26 protein-coding genes are annotated in these 26,853 nt (G+C 68.6%); 4 read left to right on the top strand and 22 right to left on the bottom strand.

The window, feature by feature from the left end:
• Positions 1-42: 42 nt before the first annotated feature.
• The 18 genes from BO221_RS57735 to BO221_RS42845 all read right to left on the bottom strand — a co-directional run bounded on the left by BO221_RS57735 (position 43) and on the right by BO221_RS42845 (position 17,156).
• On the bottom strand, positions 43-558 hold the full coding sequence (locus BO221_RS57735) for an ATP-binding protein (RefSeq protein WP_073566719.1): 516 nt from the start codon (positions 556-558) through the stop codon (positions 43-45).
• The gene (locus BO221_RS54380) at positions 555-2,411 is read right to left on the bottom strand and encodes a CHAT domain-containing protein (RefSeq protein ID WP_143196016.1); all 1,857 of its coding nucleotides are present in this window, start codon (positions 2,409-2,411) and stop codon (positions 555-557) included. Before BO221_RS54380 ends, BO221_RS57735 begins: the two co-directional genes overlap by 4 nt.
• A gap of 268 nt (positions 2,412-2,679) precedes the next feature.
• Positions 2,680-3,948 carry a hemolysin family protein gene (locus tag BO221_RS42920; RefSeq protein WP_143196015.1) on the bottom strand — a complete coding sequence of 423 codons (1,269 nt, stop codon included), beginning with the start codon at positions 3,946-3,948 and terminating at the stop codon, positions 2,680-2,682.
• A gap of 73 nt (positions 3,949-4,021) precedes the next feature.
• Complete coding sequence (locus tag BO221_RS42915; protein WP_043409887.1) at positions 4,022-4,402, bottom strand: response regulator; 381 nt, start codon at positions 4,400-4,402, stop codon at positions 4,022-4,024.
• 146 nt (positions 4,403-4,548) lie between these two features.
• Entirely contained in the window at positions 4,549-5,382 is an 834-nt protein-coding gene (locus tag BO221_RS42910; protein WP_073566717.1) for a metallophosphoesterase, read from the bottom strand.
• A gap of 90 nt (positions 5,383-5,472) precedes the next feature.
• On the bottom strand, positions 5,473-6,732 hold the full coding sequence (locus BO221_RS42905) for a ceramide glucosyltransferase (RefSeq protein WP_073566716.1): 1,260 nt from the start codon (positions 6,730-6,732) through the stop codon (positions 5,473-5,475).
• A 157-nt stretch (positions 6,733-6,889) separates the two neighbouring features.
• Positions 6,890-7,582, bottom strand: a complete 693-nt coding sequence (phoU, locus tag BO221_RS42900) for a phosphate signaling complex protein PhoU (RefSeq protein WP_073566715.1) — start codon at positions 7,580-7,582, stop codon at positions 6,890-6,892.
• 20 nt (positions 7,583-7,602) lie between these two features.
• A complete protein-coding gene (pstB, locus tag BO221_RS42895) occupies positions 7,603-8,346 on the bottom strand; it encodes a phosphate ABC transporter ATP-binding protein PstB (protein WP_198956306.1) in 744 nt (247 codons plus the stop codon).
• A gap of 42 nt (positions 8,347-8,388) precedes the next feature.
• Positions 8,389-9,303, bottom strand: a complete 915-nt coding sequence (gene pstA / locus BO221_RS42890) for a phosphate ABC transporter permease PstA (RefSeq protein WP_073566713.1) — start codon at positions 9,301-9,303, stop codon at positions 8,389-8,391.
• Positions 9,300-10,298, bottom strand: coding sequence for a phosphate ABC transporter permease subunit PstC (pstC, locus tag BO221_RS42885; RefSeq protein ID WP_073566834.1), 999 nt, complete (start codon positions 10,296-10,298; stop codon positions 9,300-9,302). The genes pstA and pstC overlap by 4 nt, the downstream gene beginning before the upstream one ends.
• A gap of 78 nt (positions 10,299-10,376) precedes the next feature.
• Entirely contained in the window at positions 10,377-11,195 is an 819-nt protein-coding gene (locus BO221_RS42880) for a phosphate ABC transporter substrate-binding protein (RefSeq protein ID WP_073566712.1), read from the bottom strand.
• Between the two features lie 108 nt (positions 11,196-11,303).
• On the bottom strand, positions 11,304-11,996 hold the full coding sequence (locus BO221_RS42875; protein ID WP_073566711.1) for a response regulator: 693 nt from the start codon (positions 11,994-11,996) through the stop codon (positions 11,304-11,306).
• 70 nt (positions 11,997-12,066) lie between these two features.
• Complete coding sequence (locus BO221_RS42870) at positions 12,067-12,567, bottom strand: histidine phosphatase family protein (protein WP_073566710.1); 501 nt, start codon at positions 12,565-12,567, stop codon at positions 12,067-12,069.
• Between the two features lie 54 nt (positions 12,568-12,621).
• Positions 12,622-13,575 carry a metallophosphoesterase gene (locus tag BO221_RS42865; RefSeq protein ID WP_073566709.1) on the bottom strand — a complete coding sequence of 318 codons (954 nt, stop codon included), beginning with the start codon at positions 13,573-13,575 and terminating at the stop codon, positions 12,622-12,624.
• Positions 13,576-13,587: 12 nt separating this feature from the next.
• Entirely contained in the window at positions 13,588-14,952 is a 1,365-nt protein-coding gene (locus BO221_RS42860) for a cell wall metabolism sensor histidine kinase WalK (protein WP_073566708.1), read from the bottom strand.
• A 6-nt stretch (positions 14,953-14,958) separates the two neighbouring features.
• The gene (locus tag BO221_RS42855) at positions 14,959-15,645 is read right to left on the bottom strand and encodes a response regulator (protein ID WP_073566707.1); all 687 of its coding nucleotides are present in this window, start codon (positions 15,643-15,645) and stop codon (positions 14,959-14,961) included.
• 114 nt (positions 15,646-15,759) lie between these two features.
• Positions 15,760-16,257 carry a hypothetical protein gene (locus BO221_RS42850; protein WP_073566706.1) on the bottom strand — a complete coding sequence of 166 codons (498 nt, stop codon included), beginning with the start codon at positions 16,255-16,257 and terminating at the stop codon, positions 15,760-15,762.
• Entirely contained in the window at positions 16,254-17,156 is a 903-nt protein-coding gene (locus tag BO221_RS42845) for a hypothetical protein (RefSeq protein WP_073566705.1), read from the bottom strand. Before BO221_RS42845 ends, BO221_RS42850 begins: the two co-directional genes overlap by 4 nt.
• A 154-nt stretch (positions 17,157-17,310) precedes the next feature.
• On the opposite strand from BO221_RS42845, the gene BO221_RS42840 reads away from it, so the two are divergent.
• The gene (locus BO221_RS42840) at positions 17,311-17,886 is read left to right on the top strand and encodes a DUF177 domain-containing protein (RefSeq protein ID WP_073566704.1); all 576 of its coding nucleotides are present in this window, start codon (positions 17,311-17,313) and stop codon (positions 17,884-17,886) included.
• 630 nt (positions 17,887-18,516) lie between these two features.
• A complete protein-coding gene (locus BO221_RS42830; protein WP_143196014.1) occupies positions 18,517-19,422 on the top strand; it encodes a hypothetical protein in 906 nt (301 codons plus the stop codon).
• A gap of 173 nt (positions 19,423-19,595) precedes the next feature.
• Here BO221_RS42830 and BO221_RS42825 read toward each other — a convergent pair whose 3' ends face one another.
• Together BO221_RS42825 and BO221_RS42820 are read right to left on the bottom strand one after the other, a co-directional pair.
• Positions 19,596-20,414 (bottom strand): SRPBCC family protein, encoded by an 819-nt coding sequence (locus BO221_RS42825; RefSeq protein ID WP_073566701.1) that lies wholly within the window; start codon positions 20,412-20,414, stop codon positions 19,596-19,598.
• Positions 20,411-20,767, bottom strand: a complete 357-nt coding sequence (locus tag BO221_RS42820) for a helix-turn-helix transcriptional regulator (RefSeq protein WP_073566700.1) — start codon at positions 20,765-20,767, stop codon at positions 20,411-20,413. Before BO221_RS42820 ends, BO221_RS42825 begins: the two co-directional genes overlap by 4 nt.
• Before the next feature lie 93 nt (positions 20,768-20,860).
• Between BO221_RS42820 and BO221_RS42815 the strand changes: the two genes are divergently transcribed.
• A complete protein-coding gene (locus BO221_RS42815) occupies positions 20,861-21,994 on the top strand; it encodes a hypothetical protein (protein ID WP_073566699.1) in 1,134 nt (377 codons plus the stop codon).
• Between the two features lie 9 nt (positions 21,995-22,003).
• On the opposite strand, the gene BO221_RS42810 is transcribed toward BO221_RS42815, so the two are convergent.
• Positions 22,004-22,732, bottom strand: a complete 729-nt coding sequence (locus BO221_RS42810; protein ID WP_233166511.1) for an HAD family phosphatase — start codon at positions 22,730-22,732, stop codon at positions 22,004-22,006.
• A gap of 530 nt (positions 22,733-23,262) precedes the next feature.
• Between BO221_RS42810 and BO221_RS42805 the strand changes: the two genes are divergently transcribed.
• The gene (locus BO221_RS42805) at positions 23,263-25,626 is read left to right on the top strand and encodes a hypothetical protein (RefSeq protein WP_073566697.1); all 2,364 of its coding nucleotides are present in this window, start codon (positions 23,263-23,265) and stop codon (positions 25,624-25,626) included.
• Between the two features lie 3 nt (positions 25,627-25,629).
• Here BO221_RS42805 and BO221_RS42800 read toward each other — a convergent pair whose 3' ends face one another.
• A complete protein-coding gene (locus BO221_RS42800) occupies positions 25,630-26,796 on the bottom strand; it encodes a hypothetical protein (RefSeq protein WP_073566696.1) in 1,167 nt (388 codons plus the stop codon).
• Positions 26,797-26,853: the final 57 nt, after the last annotated feature.

The raw sequence follows: 26,853 nt of genomic DNA, 5'->3' as shown, positions 1-26,853 counted from the left end.
AACGAGCCGTGCAACCGTGCCCGGAACCGCCCCAGGTAGTCCTCACGCAGCAGCAGCACGAGCTGGAGTCCCCGGAAGGGGTTGCGCACCAGCCGCACCAGTCCCTCGAGCAGCGCGCCCGTTTGCGCCAGGGCACGCCCTGGCAGGAGGAGTTGCTCGAGCTGGTCCAGATAGAAGCAGCACCGGCCTCTCCGAACGCCGCTCCGCCCGCCGCACCGCTTCGTCGAGCGCCTCGGGGGCATTCATTCCCTCGGGCACCGGGCCAAGCTCCAGGTCCTCGAACATCGCCTGGACGAGCGACTCGAGGGGCGCGTGGCTGGACAGCCAGGCCCCCACGTGGACCACGCGGAAACCGTGTTTCTCCTCCAACAGGGGGATCACCCCGGCCTGCATCAGCGAGGACTTGCCGGCTCCCGAGGGGCCGAAGAGCAGGACGCACGGCCAGGCGAGGATGCTCTGCGCCAGCTTGCGCGTGGACTCCTCCCGGCCGAAGAAACGGTCTCGTTCCCTCGCGCAGTAGGGCTGGGGTCCCAGGAAGGGATTGGCGGAGCCGGTCATTGCTTCCTCCTGTCCGCCAGCGCCTCGAGCCATGCCATCAGCTCTTCATCCGTGGCTTCGAGCGCCCTCACTCCCGTACGTCCTGGCAGCCCCCTCCCTTCCTCCCACACCTCCCGCTCATGGCTCCTGGGATCGAGCACCGCCACGCTGTCGCGCATCAACGCGCGCCTGCCGAAGAGCTGGTAGAGCAGCATCCGGTGGCTCCAGTTCAGTTGGGACAGCCCGATGAACAGGAGCGGGCGCGGGCTCAGGACGCTCTGGATGGGGTCGGCGAGCTCGGAAGGCAGCAGACTCGCCAGGCTGCGAATGCCCAGCAGGTAATCATCCTCGGTCAGCAGCGGCCGGCTGAAGTGGCGTGATGGCAGATAGCCGGAGCAGAGCCGGAGCACCACCACCTCGCGCCCGGTGTCCAGGGAGGCGGGGATCTCGCGCAGCCGCTCCCAACGGCTTCCGCCCGCCCGTCTTTGCATCACCAGGGCATGCCTGTCCGCGCGGGAGGAGGGTTGGATGACATGGAGGGTGAGATCCGGGTGCTGCTCGGCGAGCGCATGCTCCAGCAAGGGCAACCGCAGGAGCGTGATGTGAACCCCGGCCCCGAGCCAACGCGCCAGTGGGCGCAACAGCGGCGGCGTGAAGTCCGTCTGGCCGAACACGTCCTGGAACTCGTAGTCCAATTCCTCGTGCCCGATGCGCAGCGCGAAGTGCTCCGCCAGGGTGATCAACGGAAGGGAGGGGGGCGCGGTACCCGTCTTCTGGGTGAGCTCGCCATGCAGCCGTTCATGCAGGTTGCGGAGGGTGGAATCCTCCTCCTCCCAGCGGTCTCCCAGGAGCAGCGTGAAGGGCCGCGTCAGGAGATGCTCCAGGGCTGGAGGTGGGGGCGTGGTCCCCGGATGGGGGGCCGCGGGCGCCGGAGGGAGGAGCCTGCGCGTCTTGAAGTCGAACAGGACCGGGTCCCGGCCGCGCAGGTACAGCACGGGCGAGAAGGCCTCGGCACTGCCCTCCAGCTCCGCCAGCACGCTGCGCCGGGCCTCGTTGAGGCTGAGCGCCACGTCTCCCTCCTGCTGGGCCGCCCGGGTGAGCGCGCGGTAGAAGGCCCGGGAGCACTGCATGGCCACGTCTGTCCTCACCGGCCAGAGGTAGGCGACGACGGCGTCCGCCGCGGTGCGCGTCAGCAACTCCGCCGCGCTCGCCAGGGGGCCCGGATTCGCCCCCTCACAGGCCTCGAGGACGATGAGACGCAGCGGTCCCTTGCCCCAGGCCCGGTGGAGCTGCTGCGCCAGCAACTCCACCGGGAGCCAGCTCTCCTCGTCCTCCTCGTCCTCCAGCCGGAGGACAGGCAACCCCTCGTGCAGGCCCGCATGGCTGATGATGTGGATGATGTGGGGCTCGGGCTGGCGCCGCAGGCGCTCGAAGAGGGGGGCCTTCCGGGTCAGGGGTCCGGTGAGGGGCTCGAGCCACTCGATTTCGCCCGAGGCGAGGCTCTCGTGGAGCGTCCCCTGCAACCGCGAGAGGGCCTGCGGGTGCTGCGGAGCGATGGCGAGGAGCTTCACCGCGCCCGGCACCTCACGGGGTTGCCAGGGCTCGGGCGAGCGCACGCCGCGCACCGGCAGGAGGCTCGCCGAGTTCCCGAGGAACTCGAAGTCCTTTCCGGGCTCGCAGAGGGCCTCCCACGGAAAGCTCTGGAGGTCCGTTTCCTGGAGCATGAGCCGGAGCAGGACGGGCCCTCCGCTGGCCTCGCGCAGGCGCGCGAGCACTCCCTGGATGTCTCCCTGGAAGAGGGCCCGGTGGAGCGCCTGGACCTGCCGTGCCAGCTGGGGATCGAGGCGCTTGCCTCTCGCCGCCGCCGCCTTCACACGCCCGGCGAGGGAATGCAGCGCCTCCGCCGTGAGCTCGGGCCCGAGCGGGTGCAGGCCGGGCTGCTCCTGGCGGCTGCCCAGGGCCCGGGCCCTCAGCTCAGCGCCATTCCGCTCGACGTCGATCTCCAGCCAGCTCCCAGCAGAAATGGTCTCCCCCCTTGGAGGACTCTCTGTGGGACAACATCCGGGCCCTCCTGTCGCATGGCGCCCGGATGGCTCCTCGAATGGGGTCTGGGGCTTCGCCCGAGGACTCGCCTGGGGTGGTTCACGCCGCTGGGGGTGGCAGGTGGATGCGCACCGAGCGCACCCGGCGGGGGCTCGAGTCCAGCACCTCCAGCACCGTGCCGTCCTCCAGCGTCAGCTTCGTTCCCGGCTCGGGGATGGTTCCGGCCTCGGCCGAGCACAGGCCTCCCACCGTGGTCCAGCCCTGGCCCTCTTCCAGCTCGAGCCCCAGGGCCCGGTTGACGTCCCGGATGGCCGCCGTGCCCTGCACCACCACCGTGGTGGGACTCTCGCGCTTGATGAGCTCCTCGGGCTTCTCGAACTCGCTGGCGATCTCTCCCACCAGCTCCTCGACCATGTCCTCCACCGTCACCAGTCCCGCCACCCCTCCGCGCTCGTCCACCACGATGGCCAGCTGCATCCGCCGCTGTTGCAGCTCCTTCAGCGCGTCGATGGCCCGCATCGACTCGAAGGCGAACCAGGCCGGCCTCATCACGTCCTCGAGCACGATGAGCGGGCCCTCCCACGCGATCCCCAGCAGATCCTTCGCGATGACGTAGCCCACGATGTTGTCGAGCGAGCCCTCGTACACCGGCATCCGCGAGTGCCCGTGCTCCAGCAGCACCTGTTTGATCTCCTCCGCGTTCGAGTGCCGGCGCAGTGCCACCATGCGGCTGCGCGGCACCATCACCGCCGACAGCGGGATGTTGCCGAGATCGAAGGCCCGCGAGGCGATCTCCCCGGCCCGGGGATCCAACGAGCCCGACTTCGCCGCCTCCTCCACCAGCTGCTGCAACTCGTCCGGAGACAGGCGCGACTCGGTGAAGTTGGTCTTGTCTCCGAAGAAGCGCAGGATGAGGTTGGAGCTGGCGGTGAGGAACCACACCAGCGGCTGCACCAGCCAGGAGATTCCCCGGAGGGGGCGGGCGATGAACAGCGCGTAACCCTCCGCGAAGCGCAGGGCCAGCGATTTGGGCACCAGCTCGCCCAGCACGAGCGACAGATAGGACACCAGCCCCACCACGCCCGCGAAGGCCACGCTCTCGGCCGTCTCCGCCGCCAACCCCAGTTGCTTGAGCGGTTCCACCAGCCGCTGGGCGATGGAGGCTCCACCGAAGGCCGCCGCGGTGGCGCCCACCACGGTGATGCCGATCTGCACCGTGGCCAGGAAGCGCTCGGGGTTGTCCCGCAGGGCCTGCACCGCCTGGGCGGCGTGGTTGCCCTCCTCGATCAGCTCGCTCAGGCGCGTCTTGCGCACCGACAACAACGCGAGCTCCGCCCCGGCGAAGATGCCGTTGGCGAGGATCAGCACCAGGATGATGACGAATTCGAGCGCGATGGCCGTTCAACCTCCGGGCATCGAGCTATAGCAGCAGGGGGCGGCCTCAGGCGTCCAAAGATTGGAGCAGCAAGGAGAGTTGATCCCGGCTGGCGCCCTTGGGAAGGTAGTAATGAGGCCCGGTGCGGAGGGCGCCGCCCACCTCATGGGCTGCCGCGGCGGTGAGGAACACCACCCGGGGCGGGCTGCCGTTGCGAGGCATCCGCTCCAGCACCTCGAAGCCGTTCATGCCGGGCATGTTCAGATCCAGGAGCATCACGCCGTAGCGCTGCTGTGACAGGGAGTCGAGTGCCTCCTGTCCGTTGGCGGCCTCGATGGCCTCGTAGCCGAGATCCTCGAGACACAGCCGGAGGAACTCCCGCCAGTCCGCGTCGTCGTCAACGACCAGTACCTTGCGTCCGTCGTCTTCGGATGCCCTTCGGCCCAAGTGTCCTCCGTCCTCCTGGTACGTGAGGACAACCCGCCGGCGGCAACGTGGCATTCGCGTAGGGAAGAAGGCCGGCCGGAGAGCAGGAGAGGAGGCGGCCAGGCAGCGGCGCCTCGAAGGTGCTCCAAAGGTGTCTCAAAGGTAGTTCAGAGGAGGGACACCGTCAGCTGGCTGGCCAGGTATTGCAGGGCGGGCATGACGTTGGGGGCCGAGCGCTTGCGCACCGGGGGCAGCGCCGTGCCCTGCCAGACGGGCTCGCCCACCAGACGGCCGGCCGCGTGCTGGAAGAGACGGAAGCGGCCGAGCTCGATGGAGCTGCCCGAGTTGTAGATGCGCAGCCCGCGGCCCCGGGTGGGGCCCAGGTCGAACTCGCGGGGCACGTGCCGGTGCCCGTGGAGGATCAGATCGCACCGGCCCTGGACACGGCGGACGAGCTCGGCGCCCAGCGCCAGCTCCGAGGCGTGGGGCCAGCCCATGCGCGTGGCGAAGCGCTCTGGGAGGCTTTCCTCGGGCAGGGGCAGCACGTGGTGGTGCAGCAGCACGGCGGTGAGCGCACCCGTGGGAGCGGCGCTCAGGGCCGCGTCTACCTCGTCCAGCACGGCCCGGGTCAGCTCGCCATGGCAGGCGAAGTAGTTTCGGTTGTGCGGGCCCGTGGAGTCCACGCAGACGAGGAAGAGGCCCTCGTGCTGCTCCACCCGCACCTTCTGGCCGTTCATCCACTGGCCGCCGGCGTCCTCGCCGGTGCGGTCATGGTTACCGGGGATGAAGGTGAGCCGGCCGGCGTCGAGCAGCGGAGCGAAGAGCTCCCGGAAGCGCCGGTACTCGCTCCGGCTGCCTTGGTGGGTCAGGTCTCCCGTCACCACCACGTGGTCCACGCGCTCGGCGAGGAGGGTCTCCACGAGCGCGGAGGCCGTCGCGTCGCTCTCGCGGGAGAGGTCCAGATGCAGGTCCGACAGATGCGCCAGTGTCCGGATGAGCATGGGTACGCTTCAAGTACCCATGCGCTGAAACACCGGAATGGCCCTCCGGTGAACCTTCTGGGAGGGCCCGGTGACTTCGCGGTGAACCCGTCAGCCGACGAGCAGTTCCTTGGAGTCGGCCTCGGAGTCGGCCTCGGGCTTGGCGCCGGCAACCTCCTCGGGGGTGGGCAGCGGCTGCACCGGGGCGCCCGCGGGCGGAATCAGCTTGGAGCCGGCCATCACGCGCAGCTTGTTGCCGCGCCAATCCACCGAGCGGGCGAACAACCCATTCACCCAGGCCACGAAGAGCAGCACGTCCTTGAGCAGCACCGCCGGCACCGTCATGGCGGGCATGGGCTGCCCGGGCCGCAGCACCCGGAAGACGGTCACGTCGTGGATGAGCTTGGCCGCCGTCACCCCGGTCACCACCGCGAGCGCCCGGAGCGAGGGCTCGAAGATGGCGCCCAGCAGGGCCCACGGCATGGGGTTGAGCAGCGACTGCGACAGGTACACCGGCGTGGGGATGCAGGAGTGGTGGATGATGCACCAGCGGATGTAGCGCTTGAAGAAGGCCGAGACGCTCTTCTTCTGCGACACGTTGTACACGGGGGCCCGCGCCACCACGGCGCGCTTGCCCAGGCCGCGCGTCACCCACCGGCCGATGACGAAGTCCTCGGCCAGCACGTTGCGCACCGAGTAGAAGCCGCCCAGCGCCTCCAGCACCTCGCGGCGCAGCGCCATGGACTTGCCCACGACGATGTCCTGGTTGGCGGCCTGCTTCGCGGCGATCTGCCCCGCGCCCGTGGTGGTGCACTGGTACAGGTTGTCCATCAGCGAGCCCAGCGACTGCTCGCCAATGCCGCTCACGGGGTGGGAGATGCAGCCCACCTCCGGGTCCTCGAAGGTGCGGGAGATCTCGTGCAGGTAGTCCGGCTCCACGCGCGTGTTGGAGTCGCTGATGAGCAGGATGTCGTACCGGGCCGCGCCCGCCAGGGTGATGAGCTGATTCACCTTGGGGTTGAGGCCGGGCTCGCCGTGCTGCAGCTCCAGGCGCATCACCTTGGGCCAGCGCGCCACGGCCGCCTGGGCTACCTGATAGGCCGGATCCCGGGTGTCCTTCACGCCGAGGATCACCTCGTAGGCCGGGTAGCCGAGCGTGGCGAAGCACGCCAGGTTGGCCTCCAGGTCGTCATCCACGCCGCACAGGGGCTTGAGGATGGAAATGCCCGCCGGAGGCCTGCCGCTGGAAACCGGAGCGGGGGCCCGGGACAGGCTCCAGTGCCGTCTCAGCACGAAGAAGAGCTGGGCGGCGAGGGCGAAGGCTCCGATGCCGGCGAAGGTGAGCAGGGTGAGGCTGAGCGCATGGTTCATGGGCGCGGGCTGTCTCCTGAAGCGGGGGACGCTTTCGGCCGCGCATCCTACCCGCTGCGTTCCCGAAGCCCAAAGTCCCGGTGTGACGCTTGCTCGCCAACTGGGCGAAATTCCAGTGACAGCGCAGGGACATGACCTCCTGCGTCAGACGCGAGTGTCAGGTAGCGGTCGTCAGGTTGCGGCTGCGCGGGTGGCGGATATCGGTGCCGCGCACCATGTAGACGACCATCTCCGCCACGTTGGTGGCGTGGTCGCCAATGCGCTCGAGGTGCTTGGCGATGAACATCAGCGCGGTGGCGCGGCGGATGTTCTTCGAGTCCTCCATCATGTAGCCGAGCAGCTCGTTGAAGATCTTCAGGTAGAGGACATCCAGGTGCTCGTCCTCCTTGAGGACGACTTCGGCCTTGGCCACGTCCGAGGAGACGAAGGCATCCAGGGCGCGCTTCACCTGCTGCTGGGCCAGCTCGGCCAGCCGGGGCGTGTCCACGTAGGGCTTGAGGGGAGGGGCCTCGTTGAGGTCCTTGGCGCGCTCGGCGATGTTCACCGCCAGGTCGCCAATGCGCTCCAGGTCGGTGACGATCTTCAGCGCGGTGGTGATGAGGCGCAGATCGCTGGCGGCCGGCTGGCGCAGCGCGAGGATGCGGCGGCACGTCTCGTCGATCTCCACCTCCAGGCGGTTGACCTCCTTGTCCGCCTGGATGACGCGCTCGGCCAGGGGCGAGTCGCGATCGGTGAGCGCGCGCATGCTGTCCGCGATGAGTGCCTCCACCTTGGCGCCCATGGCCAGCAGCTTCTCGCGCAGGTCCCTGAGGTCCGCCTCGAATGCCTTGTCCGTATGTGTCGACGGCATGTGCCCGCTCTCCCTCGCTCCTACCCGAACTTCCCGGTGACGTAGTCCTCGGTGCGCTTCTCGCGCGGGTTGGTGAAGATCTGCTCGGTGGGACCGCATTCCACCAGCTCGCCCATGTAGAAGAAAGCGGTGCGGTCGCTCACCCGCGCCGCCTGCTGCATGTTGTGGGTGACGATCGCGATGGTGTAGCGCTCCTTCAGCTCGTGGATGAGCTCCTCGATCTTCGCCGTGGCGATCGGATCCAGGGCGCTGGCGGGCTCGTCCATGAGGAGCACCTCGGGCTCCACGGCCAGGGCGCGCGCGATGCACAGGCGCTGCTGCTGGCCGCCGGACAGGCTCAGGGCGCTGTCGTTGAGGCGGTCCTTCACCTCGTCCCAGAGCGCGCCGCCCTTGAGGGACTTCTCCACGCGCGCGGCGATGTCCGCCTTGTCCTTCATCCCGCCCACGCGCAGGCCATAGGCCACGTTCTCGAAGATGGTTTTGGGGAAGGGGTTGGACTTCTGGAAGACCATGCCCACGCGGCGGCGCAGGTCCACCACGTCCACGTGGCGGTCATGGATGCTGGTGCCGTCCAGCAGCACGGTGCCCTGGTGGGTGGCGCCCGGGATGAGATCATTCATCCGGTTGAGCGAGCGCAGGAAGGTGGACTTGCCGCAGCCGGAGGGGCCGATGAGGGCGGTGACCCGGTGCTCGGGCAGCGCGAGGCTCACCTCCTTCACGGCCACCTTGGAGCCGTAGAGGAGGGAGAGCTGGCGCGCCTCCATCTTGATGCGCGCGGGGACGGGGGAGGGGGACATGGCTCGGTGTCAGTGGGACGCGGAGGTGCGCCGGCGGGTGCGGGCGCGGATGAGCACCGCGACGAGGTTGAGGACGAAGGTGAGTGCGAGCAGGACCAGCACCGTGGCGTACAGCAGGGGCCGGGTGGCCTCCACGTCCGGGGACTGCGTGGCCAGCACGTACGTGTGGTAGCCCAGGTGCATGAACTGGGAGTTCAGCTTGTCGGGGAGGTCCGGGAGGAAGTAGGCGGCGCCGGTGAAGAGGATGGGGGCCACCTCGCCCGCGCCCCGGGAGACAGCCAGCACGGCGCCGGTGAGGATGCCCGGCAGCGCGCCCGGCAGCACCACCCGGCCCAGCGTCTGGGAGCGGGTGGCGCCCAGCGCGAGGCTCGCGGTGCGGTGGTCCATGGGGACCGCGCGCAGCGCCTCCTCGGTGGAGACGATGACCACGGGCAGCGTCAGCACGGCCAGGGTGAGCGAGGCCCAGAGGATGCCCGGCTGGCCCCAGTTCAGCTCCTGGTAGCCGAGCAGCCGGTCCATGCTCCCGCCGACGAAGTGGATGAAGAAGCCCAGGCCGAACAGGCCGAAGACGATGGAGGGCACGCCCGCGAGGTTGACCACGGCGATGCGCACCGCGGCCGCCAGCCGCGAGCCCGGGGGCGCGTACTCGTGCAGGTACACCGCCGTCAGCACGCCCACCGGCATCACCGCCAGCGTCATCAGCAGGGTGAGCGCCGCCGTGCCGTAGAGCGCGGGGAAGATGCCGCCCGCCATCATGCCGTCGGAGGGCGGCTGGCTGAGGAACGTCCAGGAGACGTGGCCGATGCCGCCGCGGATCACGTCGAAGAGGATGATGGCCAGCATGGCCACGATGAGCAGCGCGGCGAGGCCGGTGAGGGACGTGAGCGCGCCGCCCACGGCCCGGCGGAAGGTGTGCTGCTTCACGCGCCCGCTCCCGTCAGCCGCTTGAGGACCCGCCGGGTCCAGGTGGAGGCGACCATGTTGAGGACGAAGGTGAAGAGGAAGAGCTCCACGCCGATGAAGAACAGGAGCGAGTAGTGCGGGCTGCCCACCACCACCTCGCCCATCTCCGCGGCGATGGTGGCGGACATGGAGCGCACCGAGTCCGTGAAGTTCCACGACACGATGGCCGCGTTGCCCGAGGCCATCAGGACGATCATCGTCTCGCCGATGGCGCGGCCGAAGCCCAGCACGCACGCGGCGAGGATGCCGGGGGCCGCCGCTGGGAGCACCACCTTCCAGGCCGTCTCCCAGGGCGTGGCGCCCAGCGCGAGCGAGGCCTCGCGGTAGCTGCGGGGCACCGCGGTGAGCGCGTCCTCGGACACCGTGAAGATGACGGGGACGATGGCCAGCGCCAGGCCCAGGCCCGCCACCACCGCGTTGAGGCGCGTGGGCAGCCCGAAGGTGTCCTGCAGGAAGGTGGCGAGCACCATCAGCGCGAAGAAGCCCAGCACCACCGAGGGAATGCCCGCCAGCAGCTCGATGGTGGGCTTGAGCACCTCGCGCAGCCGCCGGGGCGCGAACTCGGCCGCGTACAGCGCGCCCGCCACCCCCACCGGCACCGCCACCACCATGGACACCAGCGTCGTCTTCAGCGTGCCGATGAAGAGCGGAATCATGCTCACCTTCGGCACGTTGGATACCGGCTGCCACACGAAGGCCGGCGGGCGGTTGGCCCGCACCACCTGCGGCAGGAACATCTTGGACAGGCTCGCCTCCTCGCGGGCGTGGGCGTCCAGGAAGATCGCCAGGGCCTCCTTCGCGATGAAGACGAGGATGAGCACCAGCGCGGCGATTCCCGTGAAGGCCGCCGCCGTGATGATTCCGGCGATGACCTTCTCGCGGATCTGCCGGCGCCGGGCGGCCGAGGACAGCCGCGGTGCCGCGGTGACCGTTTCCACGAGACCCTGACCCTGCATGGTCACCTGTCTATCCATCATTGTTCTCGAGCCCCGTGTGACAATCTCGTGACGCGCACGCCGCTTCACCCTGGAGGACTACTTCACCGGGAAGTAGCCAACCTTGGTGACGATGGCCTGGCCCTCGGGGGACAGGGCGAAGTCGATGAAGGCCTTCACCTCGCCGGCCGGAGCGTTGCGCAGGTAGAAGTAGAGGTCGCGCGAGAGCGGGTACTTGCCGCTCTTGATGTTGGCCTCGGTGGGCTCGATCTCCTCGTTGCCCTTCTTGACCTTCAGCTCCTTGATGCCCTTGGCGTAGGCGGCGCCGCCGTAGCCGATGCCGTTCTTCTCCTTGGCCACGGCGTTCACCACCGCGGCGGTGCCGGGCAGCGTCTGGGCGCTGGCGGCGTAGTCCTCGCCGTCGAGCACGTTGTCCTTCACGAACACGTAGGTGCCCGAGGAGTTCTCACGCGAGTAGACGACGATGGGAGCGTCCTTGCCGCCCACTTCCTTCCAGTTGGTGATGTCTCCCAGGTAGATGCCCTTGAGCTGCTCCTGGGTGAGGGCGCCCACCGGGTTGGACTCGTGGACGTAGAAGGTGACGCCGTCCTTGGCCACGGAGATCTGCGCGGGGGTGGCCTTGATGGAGCGCAGCTTGTCGTCCTCGGCCTTCTTCATGGGGCGGCTGGACATGGCGATGTCCGTGGTGCCGTTGATGAGGGACGCCAGGCCGGTGCCCGAGCCGCCACCCGTCACCTGCAGCCGGGTGTTGGAATTCTTCTTCATGAACTCCTCGGCCCAGCGCTGGCCGAGGAGGACCATGGTGTCCGAGCCCTTGACGGTGACAGTGCCCGCGCGCGCCGCGCCGGGGAGGGCCAGCAGCAGCACGGCGGCGATCGAAGCGATGAACGTCTTCATTTGGATGTCTCCCGGTCTGTTCCACGCGTTGTGGAACAACGGTAGGCACCCTGTATGCGCCGTCTGTGGCTGTTTGACGGAAGGAGCGTGACAAATGCGCAACGACACTCAACACGCCATGCCGGGCTCGACGATGCGGTAGCCCACGCCGCGCACCGTCTCCAGGTAGGCGCGGGCGGGCCCCAGCTTGTCGCGCAGGCGCATGACGTGCGTGTCGATGGTGCGCGTCTCCAGGTTGCTCGACAGGCCCCACACCTCTTCCAGCAACTGCTCGCGCGACTGCACGCGGCCCACGCGCGTCATCAGGTACTCGAGCAGACGGAACTCGAGCGCGGTGAGCGGCACCTCCTTGCCGTCCACGTAGAAGCGGTGGGCGGAGGTGTCGAGCGTGAGGGGACCGAGCTTCACGGGCGCGGACTCGTCCCGGGCGGGAGCGCTGCGGCGGAGGATGGCCTTGAGCCGCAGGACGAGCTCGCGGACGCTGAAGGGCTTGGTGACGTAGTCGTCGGCGCCCACCTCGAAGCCGCGCACGCGGTCGGACTCCTCGCCCTTGGCGGTGAGCATGACGATGAGCACGTCACGGGTGTTGGCGGTGGCACGCAGCTGGCGGCAGACGTCCACGCCGGACATGTCCGGCAGCATCACATCCAGGAGGACGACGTCCGTGCGTTGTTCCCGGGCGGCGGACAGCGCCGACTCGCCCGTGGGCGCCACGCGGGTGGAGAACCCGGCGGCGCGGAGATTGAAATCAATGAGCTCGGCGAGATCGCGCTCGTCGTCGACGATGAGGACGTGTGGCATGGCGGCGGCGCACTCTGAACCCTGGCGTTTGCACCGGGGTGTCGTGCCTGCGACAACTCTGTAACATCTGTTACTTGGCGTGGGAATCGTTGTAACGCACGAGGGACCGGCCCGGTGCCGCGAGCCACGCGGGGGTGAAATATTTCCCCTCGGGGTGGAGCGCGAGCGCGGTGCCCTTGCGCAATTTTCCAGGCAGCTCGTCCAGGTCGAGCGCGAGCGCGGCGGCGCGGGTGAGGGAGGGGTTGTGGCCCACCAGCATCCACCCCGCGCCCAGCTCGCGCGCCAGGTGGAGGATGCGCTTGGGGGCGCTGTGGCGGGGAATCAGCGCGGGGTGCACCTCCACGCGGCCCAGTCCGAAGGCCTCGGCGAGGATCTCCGCGGTCTGCACCGCGCGCACCAGGGGGCTGGTGACGATGCCCGTCATGGGCGTGAGGCGCGCCAGCTTGCGGGCGTGGGTGCGGAATGCGGCACGGCCCTCGACGGTGAGGGCGCGGGCCTCGTCACCCAGGGGGTGGACGTCCTCGGCCACCGCATGGCGGACGAGCAGCAGGGGCATCTGGTGAGAGGACATGGCGGGCCGTGTGCGTAGGCCGCCGGGGACAGCGAGGCAAGCAACGTTCCCGCGTCAGCCGTCCAGATCCAACACGCCGGAGATCTGCGTCGGCTCTTCTTCGACGGGGGTGGCGTGGTGGCGCTCCTCGTCGCCCGAGGCCTGCTTGAGCAGCATGGGCGGAGCCACCACCGGCAGCTCCAACGGCGTGGGCGTGTGGGGGATGTTGGCCCCCGGAGGCGGGCGCAGCACCGGGCCCGGCGGAGGCAGTCCCGAGTGGCGGCGCGCGGCCTCCATCAGCGCCTTGTGGTGGCGGTAGCGTGCCTCGACGAGCTTGTGGATGAGCAGCGGGCCACCCGGCACGCGCTTCGCGGTGAGGGCCTGCGTGGCCTTGCGCACCGGGTAGCGCACGCGGCGGATCTGCACGCGCCAGCCCTTGGGCGTGTAGGTGAAGACGCCGTAGGCGGGGCGCAAGTCGCCGTCCCGCGGGATGCCGGCGCTGGCCACGTCGGCGATCAGCAGCCGGCCCACGCGGCGCCGGTAGGGGAAGTGCAGGTGGCCGAAGGCACACGCCGCCGCGTCCAGGTTCTGGAAGTAGCGCCGGACGGTGGCCTCGTCCAACGTGGGGTCCAGCGAGTCCTCGAGGTTGCGCGGGTTGGCGTGGCAGACGAACAGGTCCTGCCCCTTGCGCGGCGAGTAGCGCTGGGAGAAGGGCAGGGCGCCCAGCTTCTTGAGCCAGGGCTCTCCGAGCTGATCCCTCGTCCACTGGAGCAGCTCCGTCTTCCAGTGGTCGCGCTCGCGGTAGGCCCCGCCCAGGTAGTGGCCGGCGAGGTAGCAGTCGGTGTTGCCCATGAGGATCGAATCGCAGCGATCGAAGAGCAACTCCACCGTCTCGCGCGGGTGCGCGCCCCGCAGGGCCAGGTCCCCGGCGGCCACGATGTAATCGGGCGCAACGCGGGCGATGTCCTCGAGGACGGCCTCGCAGGCGGGGAGGTTCCCGTGAATGTCGGCGAGGATGGCGACCCGCATGTCGGCCCCATCCTAACCCGTCGCCGTGGCCGAGGGCACCGCCGCTGGAAGGAAAATCGTGAAGGTAGAGCCCTCGTTTGGTTGGCTCTCGACCCGGACCTCGCCCCCCATGGCGCTCATCAGGTGCTTGACGATGGACAGGCCCAGGCCCGTACCCCCCATGTCCCGGCTCCGTCCCTTGTCCACCCGGTAGAAGCGCTCGAAGATGCGGGCCAGGTGCCTGGGCTCTATCCCCACCCCGGTGTCCCGGACGTGCACCACGCACCGTCCCTCCTCTAGAGCGCCCGTCACCAGCACCCGGCCTCCCTCGGGCGTGTACTTCACCGCGTTGTCCAGCAGGTTGAGGAGCACCTGCTCCAGCCCTCGCTCGTCTCCCCGGCCGATCAGCCCCGGGGGGACGTTCAACTCGACCGTAATCTTCTTGCCCTGGGCTTTGTGCCGGACCACCTCGGCGGCCCGGGAGGCGGAGACGGCCAGGGGCACGTCCGTCACCTGCAACTTCACTTCCCGTGATTCCAACCGGGACAGTTCGAGCAGATCCTCCACCAGCTCCGAGAGGCGCTCGGACTGGCGGTGGATGATGTCCACCATCTTGGGGGCCATGACGGCGTCCTGGAGGGCGCCGCCCTGGAGCGTCTCGGCGTAGCCGCGGATGGCGGTGATGGGGGTGCGCAGCTCGTGGGAGACGTTGGCGACGAAGTCCTTGCGCACCTTCTCCAGCCGGCGCAGCTCGGTGACATCGTGGAAGACGGCGGCACTGCCGGGCAGGTCCTTGCCCAGGGGCGTCACCCGGATGGCGAGCACGCGGGAGAACAGGCCCTCGAGCGGCAGCTCGAGGCGGGTGGAGGCGCCCTCGCGGCAGGCGCGGATGACGGCCTCGTTGAGCGCGTCATTGCGCAGGAGCGCCAGGGGGCGCTGGCCGCTGATGTTCCCCGTGGTTTGCAGCATGTCGCGCAGGGCGTCGTTGTGGCGCACCACCGTGCCCTCGGCGTCCGTCACCCAGATGCCCTCGGCCATGCCGTCCAGTACGGCGGTGAGGGTGCGAGACTCCTGGTTGAGGCCGGCATTGCGCGCGGACAACTGCTGGTGGAGCGAGTCGATGGCGCCCTGGAGGTTGGCCACCTCCTCGAGCCGGTCCCTCTCGTCCTCGCTGCTGCCGGTGGAGGGGGAGCCCTCGGCGCGGGTGCGGACCTGGCGGGCGAGGGAGAGGAGCTGCCGCTTGAGCGCGTCCCGGGCCGCCCACAGCGTCAGCAGGGAGCCGGCGAGGGTGGCGAGCGACACGAAGAGCGCATCCAGCCGCCAACCCAGCAGCAGGAAGAGGACGAGCGCCGCGATCGCGGGAGCGAGCAGGGGAAGCAGGAAGAGGCGCAGGGGCATGGGCTTCTAGCGCGGCGGAGGGCTGAGCTTGTAGCCCACGCCGCGCACCGTCTCGATGATGTCGCCCGCGGGGCCGAGCTTCTCGCGCAGGCGTTTGATGTGCGTGTCCACCGTGCGGGTGTGGATCTCCGCCTGGATGCCCCACACGTCGGAGAGGAGCACCTCGCGCGTCTGCACGCGATCGGCGCGCTCCAGCAGGGTGCGCAGCAGGCGGAACTCCAGCGCGGTGAGGACCACCTCCTGGCCCTTCACGCGCACCTGGTGGCGCGAGGTGTCCAGCTGGATCTCCCCGGCGGACAGCTGGGCGGCCGGGCCCTCGTCCACGTCCGCGCGCCGCAGCACCGCCCTCACGCGCAGCAGCAGCTCGCGCACGGAGAAGGGCTTCACCACGTAGTCATCCGCGCCCAGCTCCAGGCCCTGGACGCGATCGGACTCCTGGCCCTTGGCGCTGACGATGATGACGGGCACCTTGCGCAGCTCGGGGTCGCTCTTGAGCATGCGCAGCACCTCGCTGCCCGCCAGGTCCGGCAGCATCAGATCCAACAGGACCAGGTCCGGCACGTTGGCGCGCGCCCGGGCCAGGCCGGTCGCACCCGTGCCCGCCGCCTCCGCCTCGAACCCCGCCGCCCGCAGGTTGTACTCCACCAGTCCGGACAGGTCCTGCTCGTCCTCGATGATCAGGATGCGCGCCATCGTCCCTCCGTGCCCCTCGCTTGAACACGTGTGGCCTACCAGATTGGGGGTGGCGGTTGAATGACGAGCACGTGACGCCTGTGTGACACGGCGCGTCCGCCCGCCGGCCTCCGCTCAGGGAGCGAAGGAGGGATCGCACGCTACTTCCGTCAGGGTGATGGCGGCGGCGATGAGCGGCTCGTTGCGGGCGGCGCTCACGGACTCCAGGTAGTTGCAGGAGCTGCCCAGGAAGCGCGGCGGGTTGGTGCGCGAGAGCGCCTCGATGACGACGACGTAGTCGCGGCCCACGGGGACGTCCACGGCCAGCTCCTGGGCCCCGCTCTGCAGCCCCGCGGGGAAGCGCAGGGCGCGTCCCTTCTTGCCGTCCGGCCCCTGGAGGACGAGCGCTTCCTGCGGTTGCACCTGCTGGTTGAGGCAGGTGCGTTGGATGTCCGCACAGCGGCGCGACTTGCCCTCGGGGAGCACCACCACCTGGAAGGCGCCCAGATCGTCGGCGACGGCGCGCGAGATGCTCAGCTCCAGGGCGAGGCTGTTTCCGGACGAGGGTGACTCCGCCCCACAGCCAGCGGCGAGGGTGGCGCCCAGCAGGAGGAGGAAGGGACGTGGGCTCATGGGTTCACCCGGATGGTGATGGGGACGAGGCCGCGCTCCTCGGAGGTGGCGTAGACGACGGCGCCGGCAGTGCCCGCCACGGCCACCGCGCCTACGGCCACCCAGAGCCACGGACTCTTGTACCAGGGGCGCTCGCTGGACGTGGCCACCGTGCCGGGCTCGGGCGCTATCTGGAAGACGAGCGGGTTGAAGGCATCCCCCCGGCCCGCCAGCCGCCGCTGTGCCGCGTCCGCCACCTCGAAGTAGTACTCCACCTCGTAGGCCGAGGCCGTGGCCGGCAGTTCGTACGCGGGGATGGTGGCGGTGAAGCGCTCCTTGTTGGCCCGGTCGCGCGTGAAGTCCACCGAGCTGTACGCCTGGGCGCCCGCCCGCCGGTAGAAGAGCCGCGCCCGCGCTCCGAGCGCCATCTCCTGGATGGTGGCCTCGGCCATCACCGGCGTGCCGCCCTCGGCATCCGGGATGGGGTCCACCTGGAGGGTGACGGGCCGGACGCGGCGGTTCTTGATGTCCTCCTTGATGCGCGCGTAGAGCGTGCGGATCTTCGGCGGCGCGGTACGGGGAAGCTCGTAGTCCGGCCGGGCCTGGAGGAGCATCTCGTAGGCCTCGCGGGCCCGTGCCTCGTCCCCGAGGTACAGGGAGGTGAGCCCGAGCAGCCGGTAGAGCTCCACGAGTTGATCATCGGTGACGTCGGGGGCGTCGAGGCCGGCCTCCAACGTCTTCACGGCCTCCTCGAAGTCGCCGTCGCTGATCTGCTGCTGGGCGCGGGCGATCTCCGGGCGCGCGGGAGCCACCTGGAAGAGCAGGGGGGGAGGGAAGAGGGGCCGGGCGAGCGAGGCACCGGGGGACAGCAGGCTCGCCACCACGATGCTGGCTACCACGCGATTCCGCCGGACGGACATTGGCACCTACCCTAGCAAACGGCCAGACAGCCCTCTAGCGCGAGGAGACTCCCGCAACGGTGAACGGCCCGTGACATCTATAGAGGTTCGGACGCGTTGACTGCGGGGGGGAGCCTCACCATGATGCGCGCCCTTTTTGGAGGTACTTGGGTAGATGCTCGTAAAGATTGAAGAAATTCGCGACACAGGGCTCCAGGTGAAGAAGGAGATGAGCCTGGAGTCGCTCGAGGCCGCGCTCGAGGGGTCCAGTTTCCGGCCGCTCGAGCCCCTGGCCGTCTCGGCGAGCCTGCGCAAGGTGAGCGGGGGCGTGCTGCTCGAGGGCAAGTTCACCTCGCGCGTGGTGGCCGAGTGCAAGCGCTGCCTCACGGAGTCGAAGCTGGAGCTGCCGGTGTCCTTCACCCTCAACCTCGTTCCCGAGTCGCTCGCCCGTGGTGAGGGCCTGGTGGACGAGGACGAGGAGGAGAAGGACAAGGGCACGGGAGAGAGCGGTGGCTCGTTCGCGCTGGATGACGCGGATGCGGAGGTGTTCGACGGGAAGGTGATCGACCTGGAGCCGATCGTCCGTGAGCAGGTGCTGCTCGCGCTGCCGATGAACACGGTGTGCCGCGAGGAGTGCAAGGGTCTGTGCATGAAGTGCGGCCAGAACCTCAACGACAAGGCGTGCGGCTGCGACACGACGTTCGTGGACCCGCGGTTGGCGGCGCTCAAGAACATCAAGCTGAAGGGCTAGCCGTGCCCCGGGCACGGGAAGGATGAAGGCCGCCACCTCGCACCGGGGGGCGGCCTTTTGCTTTCGTGCTAGCGTCCTGGCCTCTTGACTACGAACAATGCTCCTCGTGGAGCACCCAAGAAGTCGTTGGTGGTGCTTGGACTGGTCGCGCTGGGCGTGGGCCTGTTCATGGTTTGTGGTCTGCCCCCCTTTCGGTCCATGAGGGCGCACGACGAGCGGCTTGCTCGAATCGAGCACGAACTGCTGCGACTCCCACTTCCGGAAGGCACGGAGCGGCTTGGGGTGTACTCTCGCGTTGGCCTGCTCTCGGGAGGCGGTAATCATTGTGACTACCTCTCGGTGATGGCCCTCCGGGGAGATGTGGAGCGGACCGTGCTGGAGGCGTTCTACCGCCAGCAGACCGTGTCTTCGCCAGATGGATACGCACTCGAGATCCGGATAGGGGCTGGCGGACTCCAACCTGCGCCAGAGTACGAGGATGCCCTGCTGGCTCGCGTATGGATGGACGCATTTCAGGCGGAAGGGCCGCGAGTCAGGGTCGTATACGTGTTCGATGCGGGGCTGAACCCAGATGGGGATCCCCGCTGCCATTGAGTCCGTTTCAGACGTCAAGAAGAGGGGGGAAAGCTCATGGATGAAATGCGAATGGCTGGCGCCGGGGGGCACTGCGCGAGCCACAAAGCGAAACCCACGCTCTCTCAAGAGGCGATGGGCAAGGCAATCCTGAAGGCTCCACTGGTTTCAGTGGAGGCCATGGATGCGGAGGCATTCTTCAAGCGGTCCAAGGCGGCGCGGGTCAAGTGGTATTGCTCCACGCTCTGCGCATATCAGGAACAGTTGTTCGAGAGCTCGCGCCGGAACAACGTCCCCGCCCAACTCATCGCGGCCTGCATCCTGAATGAATTGGCGGATATCAAGTTCCAGGATGTGTGGCAGGAAAGGCTGGGCGCCATAAAAGGCTCCCTGGGGCCCGCACAGATGCAGGTCCAGACGGCCACGGAGTTCGGGCACGTCGATGTTCCCCAAGAAGTTCTCGAGCGCGATGACGAAGCGAAGAGGCTCCAGCCAGGACCCCACTTCATGTCGGAGGGGTATGCACCTCCGCCGCCCCGGAAGATGCTCTTGCGCGCCTATGTGGCCATGCGTTTGAAGATCATGCAGGTGAGCATCGAGGCGGCCGCGCGGGAGCTCGCGAGGCTGTTGACCTTGATGGCGAAACACAAGACGAGGGCATGGCAGCAGCAGCATGGTTTCAATGCTCCGGCGCCCGCGGTGGCGCCTCACCCCCATGCCTGCTTTCAGCAGAACAGCTTCCGGGGAGTCACGGACAATGAGCGGTTCGAGCAGCTGTGCGACTCGGTCATTGCCGCGTACAACTCTCCGGACATCATCATCGCGATGAATCCGGGAAAATCCGTTCTGTTCGGTGGAGCGAGTGGCGCGCCCCCCTACCTCGATGCGCGCCAGCATGGCTTCAATGGAGCCACGATCGGATGGGACATCTTCACTGAAGGGCTGTTCGTGCAGCGCCCCTGACGTCTGCTGCACGCCCAATCCACGACATAGACACAGCGCTCCCCGGCTTCGAACGCGAGGGCGGCATAGGGGCTCCACGAGCGTGAGGGGATCCTCCTGCTCGTCGTAGAGGAGGCAGGCGTGCTGCCCCCGTTGTAGCTGCCGCGTAGCCGAGACTCGAATGCTCCTTCTCCCTATGTGTTCGCCCCCTCGGGAGGCTTGCTTCCGCGGGCGTGAATCGTCCGGGTGCCAGCGGTGTACCGTCCCGAGATGCGCGCGCTCCTGGGGATGACGAACTCCCGTCCGGCACCCAGGTGCATGTCCATGCCATTGATGCTCACCACGTAGCTGCCTTCCAGGACCACGACGTACTCGTCCACGTCCCGCCACTGCTCGCCGGTCTCCGCGTCGCTCTTCGCGTGGCAGAGGGTGAGCTGCGTGCCATCGGCGCCGTTGAACACGTAGGCCTCGACGCCAGGGATGCTCAGAGAGGCGTCCGCGACGCGGTTGGCCGCGCCCAGCATGAAGGCCGGGAAGCTGCCCAGGCCGAAGCGCGCCGCATAGTCCGCGTTGAGCGCGGAGAAGCGCTCCTTGTCGAACCCGGCGGCGGGATTCCCGTCCACCGACGCCTCCAGGTTGTCCAGGCAGAAGTGCCAGCCCGTGGCGTCGCGCGAGACGTTCGCCCGGTCCGCCGGGATGGTGGTGAAGACCAGCAGGCAGCCCGTGCCCTCGGGCTTCAATTCCCAGCGCAGCAGATCTCCCTCCCACGTGTATTCGAGCACGCGCGGCGGATCAAACACGTGCATCTTCCCGGAGCCAGGATCGCCCTCCTCGAAGAAGAAGCGCAGTTGGGCGCCAGCCTCCCGGGCTCCCTCGATGCGCGCGGGGAACCAGTGGGCCAGCTCCTTGCTGTCCGTCAGTGCGCGCCAGACCTTCTCGGGCGGGTGGGCGAGGCGCCGCTCGAACCGGAGCTCGACCTTGTTGCCTTTCGTCGTCAGGGTACCGTGCTTCATGACTTCCTCCTCGGGGCCGGGCTCCGGCGGGTGGGGGCGGGCTCATCGTCCGCCATGGTGTCCAGGTGGCGCTCCAGCGCGTCGAGCCGCCGGGACCACAGCTCGCGGTACGGCGCGAGCCACGAGTCCATCTCCAAGAGGGGCTCCGGACGCAGGCGGTACAGCCGCCGTTGGGCGTCCTGCTCCACGTCGACCAGTCGAGCATCCTTGAGCACGCGCAGGTGCTTGGACACGGTGGGCTGCGTCAGCCCGAGCCGATCCACCAGCTCCCCGACGGGGCGGCGCCCCTCGCGCAACAGGTCCAGGATCCGGCGGCGGTTCGGCTCCGCCACGACTTCGAACGCGCTCAGCATGGGCCTTATATGCTGATGGAGGCATATGCCTGTCAAGGCATATACGCTGGGCTGAAGCGGGCCGGCTGGTATAGGGGGGAGGGGAGGGACCTCATGGCTGAAGACACTGAAGACGACGAGCTCAAAGCGAAGCGCTGGGCCTGGTGGCTGACGGTCTCCTCGCGTCTGGAGGAGGCGTCGTCATGGGAGTTTCTCTGGCGCCTCCGGGTGCTCTGGGGCACCCAGGGCCCGACGGCGAAGCAGGCCGCGCTCCTCCGGCAGTTCATTCCCGAGTTCAAGGGAAGGTCCATCACGGAGGTCGGCGAATGGCTGGCTGGCACCGCCTGGAAGGAGTGGCGCATGCTCTTTGCCGTGGATGCTCGAAGACTCCAGCAAGAGGCGGAGGCACGCGGCTTCCGGGTGGAGGCCGTGCAAGACGGGCTGGACGATCCCGCCGTCGCGCATGTCCGCTCACTCCTGCAAGCGCACAGTGAAGCCCACCCGGAGGCGGCTCGTTACTGGATCTCCTTCCTTCCCTCCTTCCATGAGGGGGGCTGCATCCTGGTGACTCTCGGTCCCGGCGAGAGCCTCGTGTCCGTCGCCAGCCGGGCGCACCATGAGACCGTGCCCGTTCCCGACGAGCGTGGCCTGCGCTTCCTCGAGGAACTGGCGGCGATCGATCCGCTCGGAGTCCCGGGTGGGAACCAGATTGGCCTGGATGGAATCTCCCTGTCGTGCCTGGTGGAGGAGCGTCAGGGCCGCCGCGAGTTCTCCACATGGAGTCCCGATCCGAAGCACTACCCGCGGGAGCATGGCTTCGTCTGGGCCGTCTACCAGCTCGCCGCGGACGCCGCCCGGGAGCCCGCGACCTGTCGCTTCCTGGAGGAGATGTTCGGGTACCTCAACAACAATGATGAGCGGCTGCCGGTGAAGCACTTCGACGAGGTTCCCCGGCGCATCCGCCTCTTCGGCAGCCTCTCGTCCATGAAAGCGAAGGCGCTGGAGGCCCTCTTCGCATCCGTGTCCCCCGACGAGCCCCTGCTCATGGACCTCTCCAGCTTCGAGGGGATGGGTACCTCGCAATACCCACTCTTCGCGCGCTTCCACACCCGCCCGGGACGCACCGCCTGGTGGGTGAACAAGAGCGCTACCAGGCATCTGCTCGGCGCGGGCATTCCCCGCTCCCACCTGCATGACACCCTGGATGCCGCCCGCGCGGCGCTGCTCGACGCGTCGCGAGGCGGGTGAAGGTTCGCGCTAGAGGGCGATGGGGGAGGGCAGCGTGCGGAAGTCCTCCGCCAGCCAATGCGGCGCTTCCTGGAGCAGGACGTCGCGCGGGAACGTGGTAGTCAACGCGAGGCACCGGGCGCCAGCGGCCAGGGCGGCACGGACTCCGAGCACTGCGTCTTCGACCACGAGGCACGCGGTGGACGCCACGCCCAGCGCCGAGGCCGCCTTGAGATACACCTCGGGGTCCGGCTTGCCCCGGACGACATCCGCCGCCGTCAGCCGCGCGTCGAACATCTCCCGCAGGCCCAGACGCGACAGGGAGAGCTCGGCGTTCATGGGCACCGCGCTCGTCGCCACCGCCCGGGGCACCCCCGCCCGCCTCAGGGCCTCGAGGAACTCCCGTACGCCGGGCACCTCGGACACGGACTCGGTCGCGAGCAGACGGTTGAACAGCGACTCCCGCTCGAGCACCAGGGCGGCGGCCTCTCCGTCGCTCAGCCCCTCGCCGAACCAGACGCGCAGCACCTCCCCGGCCCGGCGCCCGTTGGTGGCGAGCAGCTCGTCCCGGCTGGGGACATGGCCGTGCGCACGCCCGAACTCCTCCCAGGCCCGGTAGTGCAGCGCGGTCGTGTCGATGATGACGCCGTCCAGGTCGAACAGAACGGCGGCGAACGGGTAGGACCGTGAATCCGAGGTGCTTGTTCGTGCCGATTCGCGCATGATTCGGAAGTAACAGGCACGATCCTGCCGATTCAAGACCTCGTCGGACCGGTTTCGATCGTGGACCGGCTGGTGACGGACAGCGACGCGCCGGACGCGGTCCTCCAGGCTCTCGCGCACGCGGGCATCGAGATCGTGCGGAGGTGAGGCCTCGCAACAGCGAGGACTCATGCCAACGACAGGCAGGGAAAAGCCATCTGCCTTTGCAATCGCTTAGTGGTGAGCGATTGCTCCCTCTTTCAGGGGATGCCTTCCCGGGTTCGAGAGTGTTGTCTTCACAACGCCTCCCCCCCTTTCATCGTGGAGCTCAAAGACTCACATGGCCATTCGCTCTCTGCCCCCTCGTCCGCCTCCGCCGCCTCCCCCCCCCGCCGAAGAAGGAGGTCAATCAATCGAGCACCGGGCAGAAACAAGCCGAAGACGCCAGGAATCCCACGTCCACGGCGTCAACGACCGCGACGCCTCCCACCGGAGTCACGGCGGGGACGCCTGCTCAGCAGACTCAACTCCAGAAGGACCTGCTCAAGGACACCTTTTCAGTCGAGGGCACGGCGAAGCGCGGCCCGATGAGCCTCGTGGCGACGCCCAACGGCACCCCCGAGGTGGATGCGCTCCCCAAGGCCGGGTCCCTCGTGGACATCGGCACGGCCAGCGCGGCGGCCCCGGTCAGCGCCGCGAGCACCACCCAGGCCACCCAGACGATGTCTGGTGAGGAGCGCGCCGCGGCGGACGTGAACGTCCAGACGGTGTCGGAGGATCGCGCCAACGTCGCGCAGACGCAGACGGCGTTGAAGAACGAGACCAGCAAGCAGGCCAACGATCTCATCAGTGGCACGGCGCAACCGCGGGACGGCGCCTCGGTCACCAGGATCAGCGACAACGAAGCGGAGCTGGTGCGCAAGGATGCGCAGGGCAACATCCTCGAGCGCACCCGGGCCACCCGCGGGGCGGACGGCTCGGTGAGCCTCGAGTCCCAGGGCTACAAGGACGGGGTCAACACCCGCACCCGGACCGAGGTCCTCGCGGATGGTGGCACGCGCGTGCGCAACGCGCAGTGGGAGAGCCAGCAGAGCGAGATGGACACCCAGCCGTCCCTCGATGACATCGAGGCGTCTCGCGACACGAAGTATGCCTTCACCGACAACCGCGTGGGCGAGAAGGATGCGAACGGCAACTGGGTGGCCGCGGGGCAGGGCCAGCTCACCGTCGAGGAGTACGCGCAGTCCAATGGCGCGGTGAAGGGCAGCGAGACGGCCTACTCCTCGCAGCAGGGCCTGGATTACATCGACAGCCAACTGCAGGGGGCCTTCAAGGGCGGCCAATCCGTGGACCGGGCCACGACGCGCACCTACTCCATCGAGGCGCCCAAGGACGGCCAACAGGCGACCCCCCAGTACCAGAAGATCGAGCGCTTCTCCCAGGGTGACACCCAGGCCACGTCCATCGTGGACAAGGAGATGCACAACGAGAGCAGCACCGACACCCCCGTCTACGTGGAGCCCGGCTTCACCTCGGGGGGAACGTACGCCGAGTACGACAAGGCGATCGGCAACCAGCCGCACAACCGCGCGGACCTCGCCGCCTTGCGCCAGGCGCACAAGGACAGCGGCTGGGAGCAGCAGTTCGACGGCGACAACGACGTCGGCGAGAACAAGCAGCCGCCCAAGCGCTGGCTGGTGGAGATGAAGAAGGACGAGAACACCTACGCCTCGCAGACCTTCGTCGAGGGCGCGCCCAACGCCTCGATCAGCACCCTGCGCCACCGCGAGGGCAACACGGTGACGGAGACGTACGGCGGGAAGGCCTTCTCGCCTGATGGCAAGGACCTGGTCGACGTGAGTGGCCAGTCCACCAGCAAGTACGGCACGGATGGCAAGCTGGACCAGCTGGATGTCAGCCGTGTGGACCGGGACGGCTCGCGCCAGGAGCACCACTACACCCGCACCGCCGAGACCACGGCGGACGGCACGAAGTACACGGAGTCCACCAACAGCCAGTTCCGGGACAAGGACAACAACCAGACCACCTCGAAGCTGGATCACGTCTCCCTGCAGACCGCGCAGGGGACGAAGGACCTCAGCATCCATAGCGAGGTGACGGGTCCAGCGGGCACCGCCATCCACGACGTGAACGAGAACGGCGACCGGCTCACCTTCAAGAACGCTCAAGGCGAGACGCGTGACATCACCGACCCCTCTCAGTTCCAGAGCGAGGAGGAGGAGACGCTGGCGTCGACGGCCGCGGCGACCTCGAAGGCCGTGGCCGAGAGCGGCGTGGTCGTTTCGGGGCTGGCCGACAAGTACGCCACCGCGCAGGCCGCGCTGGGGAACAATCTCACCAACACCCTCGATGCCGCCAAGGGTGCCACCAAGGTGTTCGAGGGGCTCGTGGGCGCCGCGGGCATCGCGGGCGCGGGCATCTCGCTGAACAAGGCCATCCAGGACAAGGACAAGGCCGCCCAGGCGCTGGCGAGCACCCAGCTCGTGGGCTCGGCCATGGAGATGACCGCGGCGGGGAGCGCGGCGGTGAAGTCGCTGAACGGGTTGAAGGCGTTCGAGCAGCTCGGCGCCGCCGGTGCCGTGGTGGGTGGACTCGCCGGAATCTGGGAGGGTGCCACCAACATCAGCCAGGGCAACGAGATGGGCCTCACGGGCCAGGTCGCCAAGGGGGGCGTGGACATCGTGGCGGGTGCTGGTGCCATCGGCGCGGCCCTCATGGGCGCGCCTGTCCTCGGCGCGGCCATCGGCGTCGGGGGCTTTGTCATCAAGAGCATCATCGATCTGGCCACCGACGATCAGCACCAGATCGGCGAGCTGAAGATCGATGACGAGGGCTTCACTCCCTCGCAGGCGCCCACGCCCGAGCAGGTGGCTCAGCAGCAGGCGGAGGAGGAAGCCTGGCTCAATGCCTTCGCCAATACGAACAACTGAGGCTCAGACGAAGAGCTGATGGGTGACCTGGAGTCGCAGGAGCTGTTTGGCCAGCTCCTGCACATTCTTCAGGTCGGGATCTCCCAGCTGCTTTCGGACGCCTCGCTTCTTGTCCGAGGTCGCCAGGAACAGCAGCTGGCGCACGAGCTTGTTGGTGAGCCGGGGATTGAGCCGGCGCATGTGGGCGACGAGCGCGCCGAGGTCCGCCACGCTCAGTCCGGCCACCATGACGAAATCGGCATCGCCCTCGTCCGGAGAGAGCGCCACTCCCACCAGCAGTGGGTGCATCAGGATGGAGCGGGTGAAGTCCGGCTCCTGGGGGAGGTTCAGCCGCTGGAGCTCGGCCAACATGGGGCCGGTGTCGTGCCCAGGCACCACCGGCTGCACCCCCATGGACTCGTAGCGCTGAAGCACCTCGTCGTACCGATGCCAGGCCTCGATTCCCGGCTTGCTGGCCTGGAAGTCCATGAATGCCTGGCGGACCTCTCCCATCAGCTCGCGCACCATCGTCGCGTCGCTCGTGGACGGAGGAAGGCCCAGGATGTTGAGCAGGCTCACCCGGCGCGCGGGAATGGTGCTCGGCTCCTTCCACAGGATGTGGGTGACCGCGCTCTCCGCGAGCGTCATGCTCAGGTTGACGACCCCGAGCCGGCCTGGGTTCTTCGCGAAGTGGGTCAGCCGCTCGTGAGCGTCCTTCATCTCGTTCAGGAGCCGCTCCATCACCACACCTCGGAGCTTCGCGCGGCCTCCCGCGGCCGTACGCTCCGAGGGCGTGCTCTCGCGCTCCGTCGTCTTCCGCTGCTGGGGGAGCTCCGGCGCAACGGGGGCCGGTGCCTGTTGGGCGGAACGCTCCTGGCCGTAAGGCGGGGCGTGCGTGCCGCCTCCTTGGAGGCGCTCGAGCCCGGGGCGGCCCTGCTGCTCATGCTTGTCCCGCGGGCCATCGAAGCGACCCGCGGCCAGCCCTTCCTGGCCTTGCGTGCCGCCGGTGGGCGCGCCCTTGCCCTTGGCCCCGGCCTTCCCCGAGGCGCCACCTGTCTGCGGGGAGGACTTTCCGGATTCCGCCTTGGCGGACTCCTTCTTGGTGGACTGCTGCGGAGGGCCTCCCGGTGTGGTGCCCGGTCGTGGAAACGCCGCGGGGGGTGGCTGCGGCCTGGTGGACCGGACACTCATGACGGAAGGCCCTCCGTATGGCGATACGCTGAGCGGGTGGGGTGGAGGCAGGCGCGG

It is taken from the genome of Archangium sp. Cb G35, assembly GCF_001896145.1.
In the GTDB taxonomy this organism is placed as follows: domain Bacteria; phylum Myxococcota; class Myxococcia; order Myxococcales; family Myxococcaceae; genus Archangium; species Archangium violaceum.
This window is presented reverse-complemented; position numbering and strand designations above follow the sequence as displayed.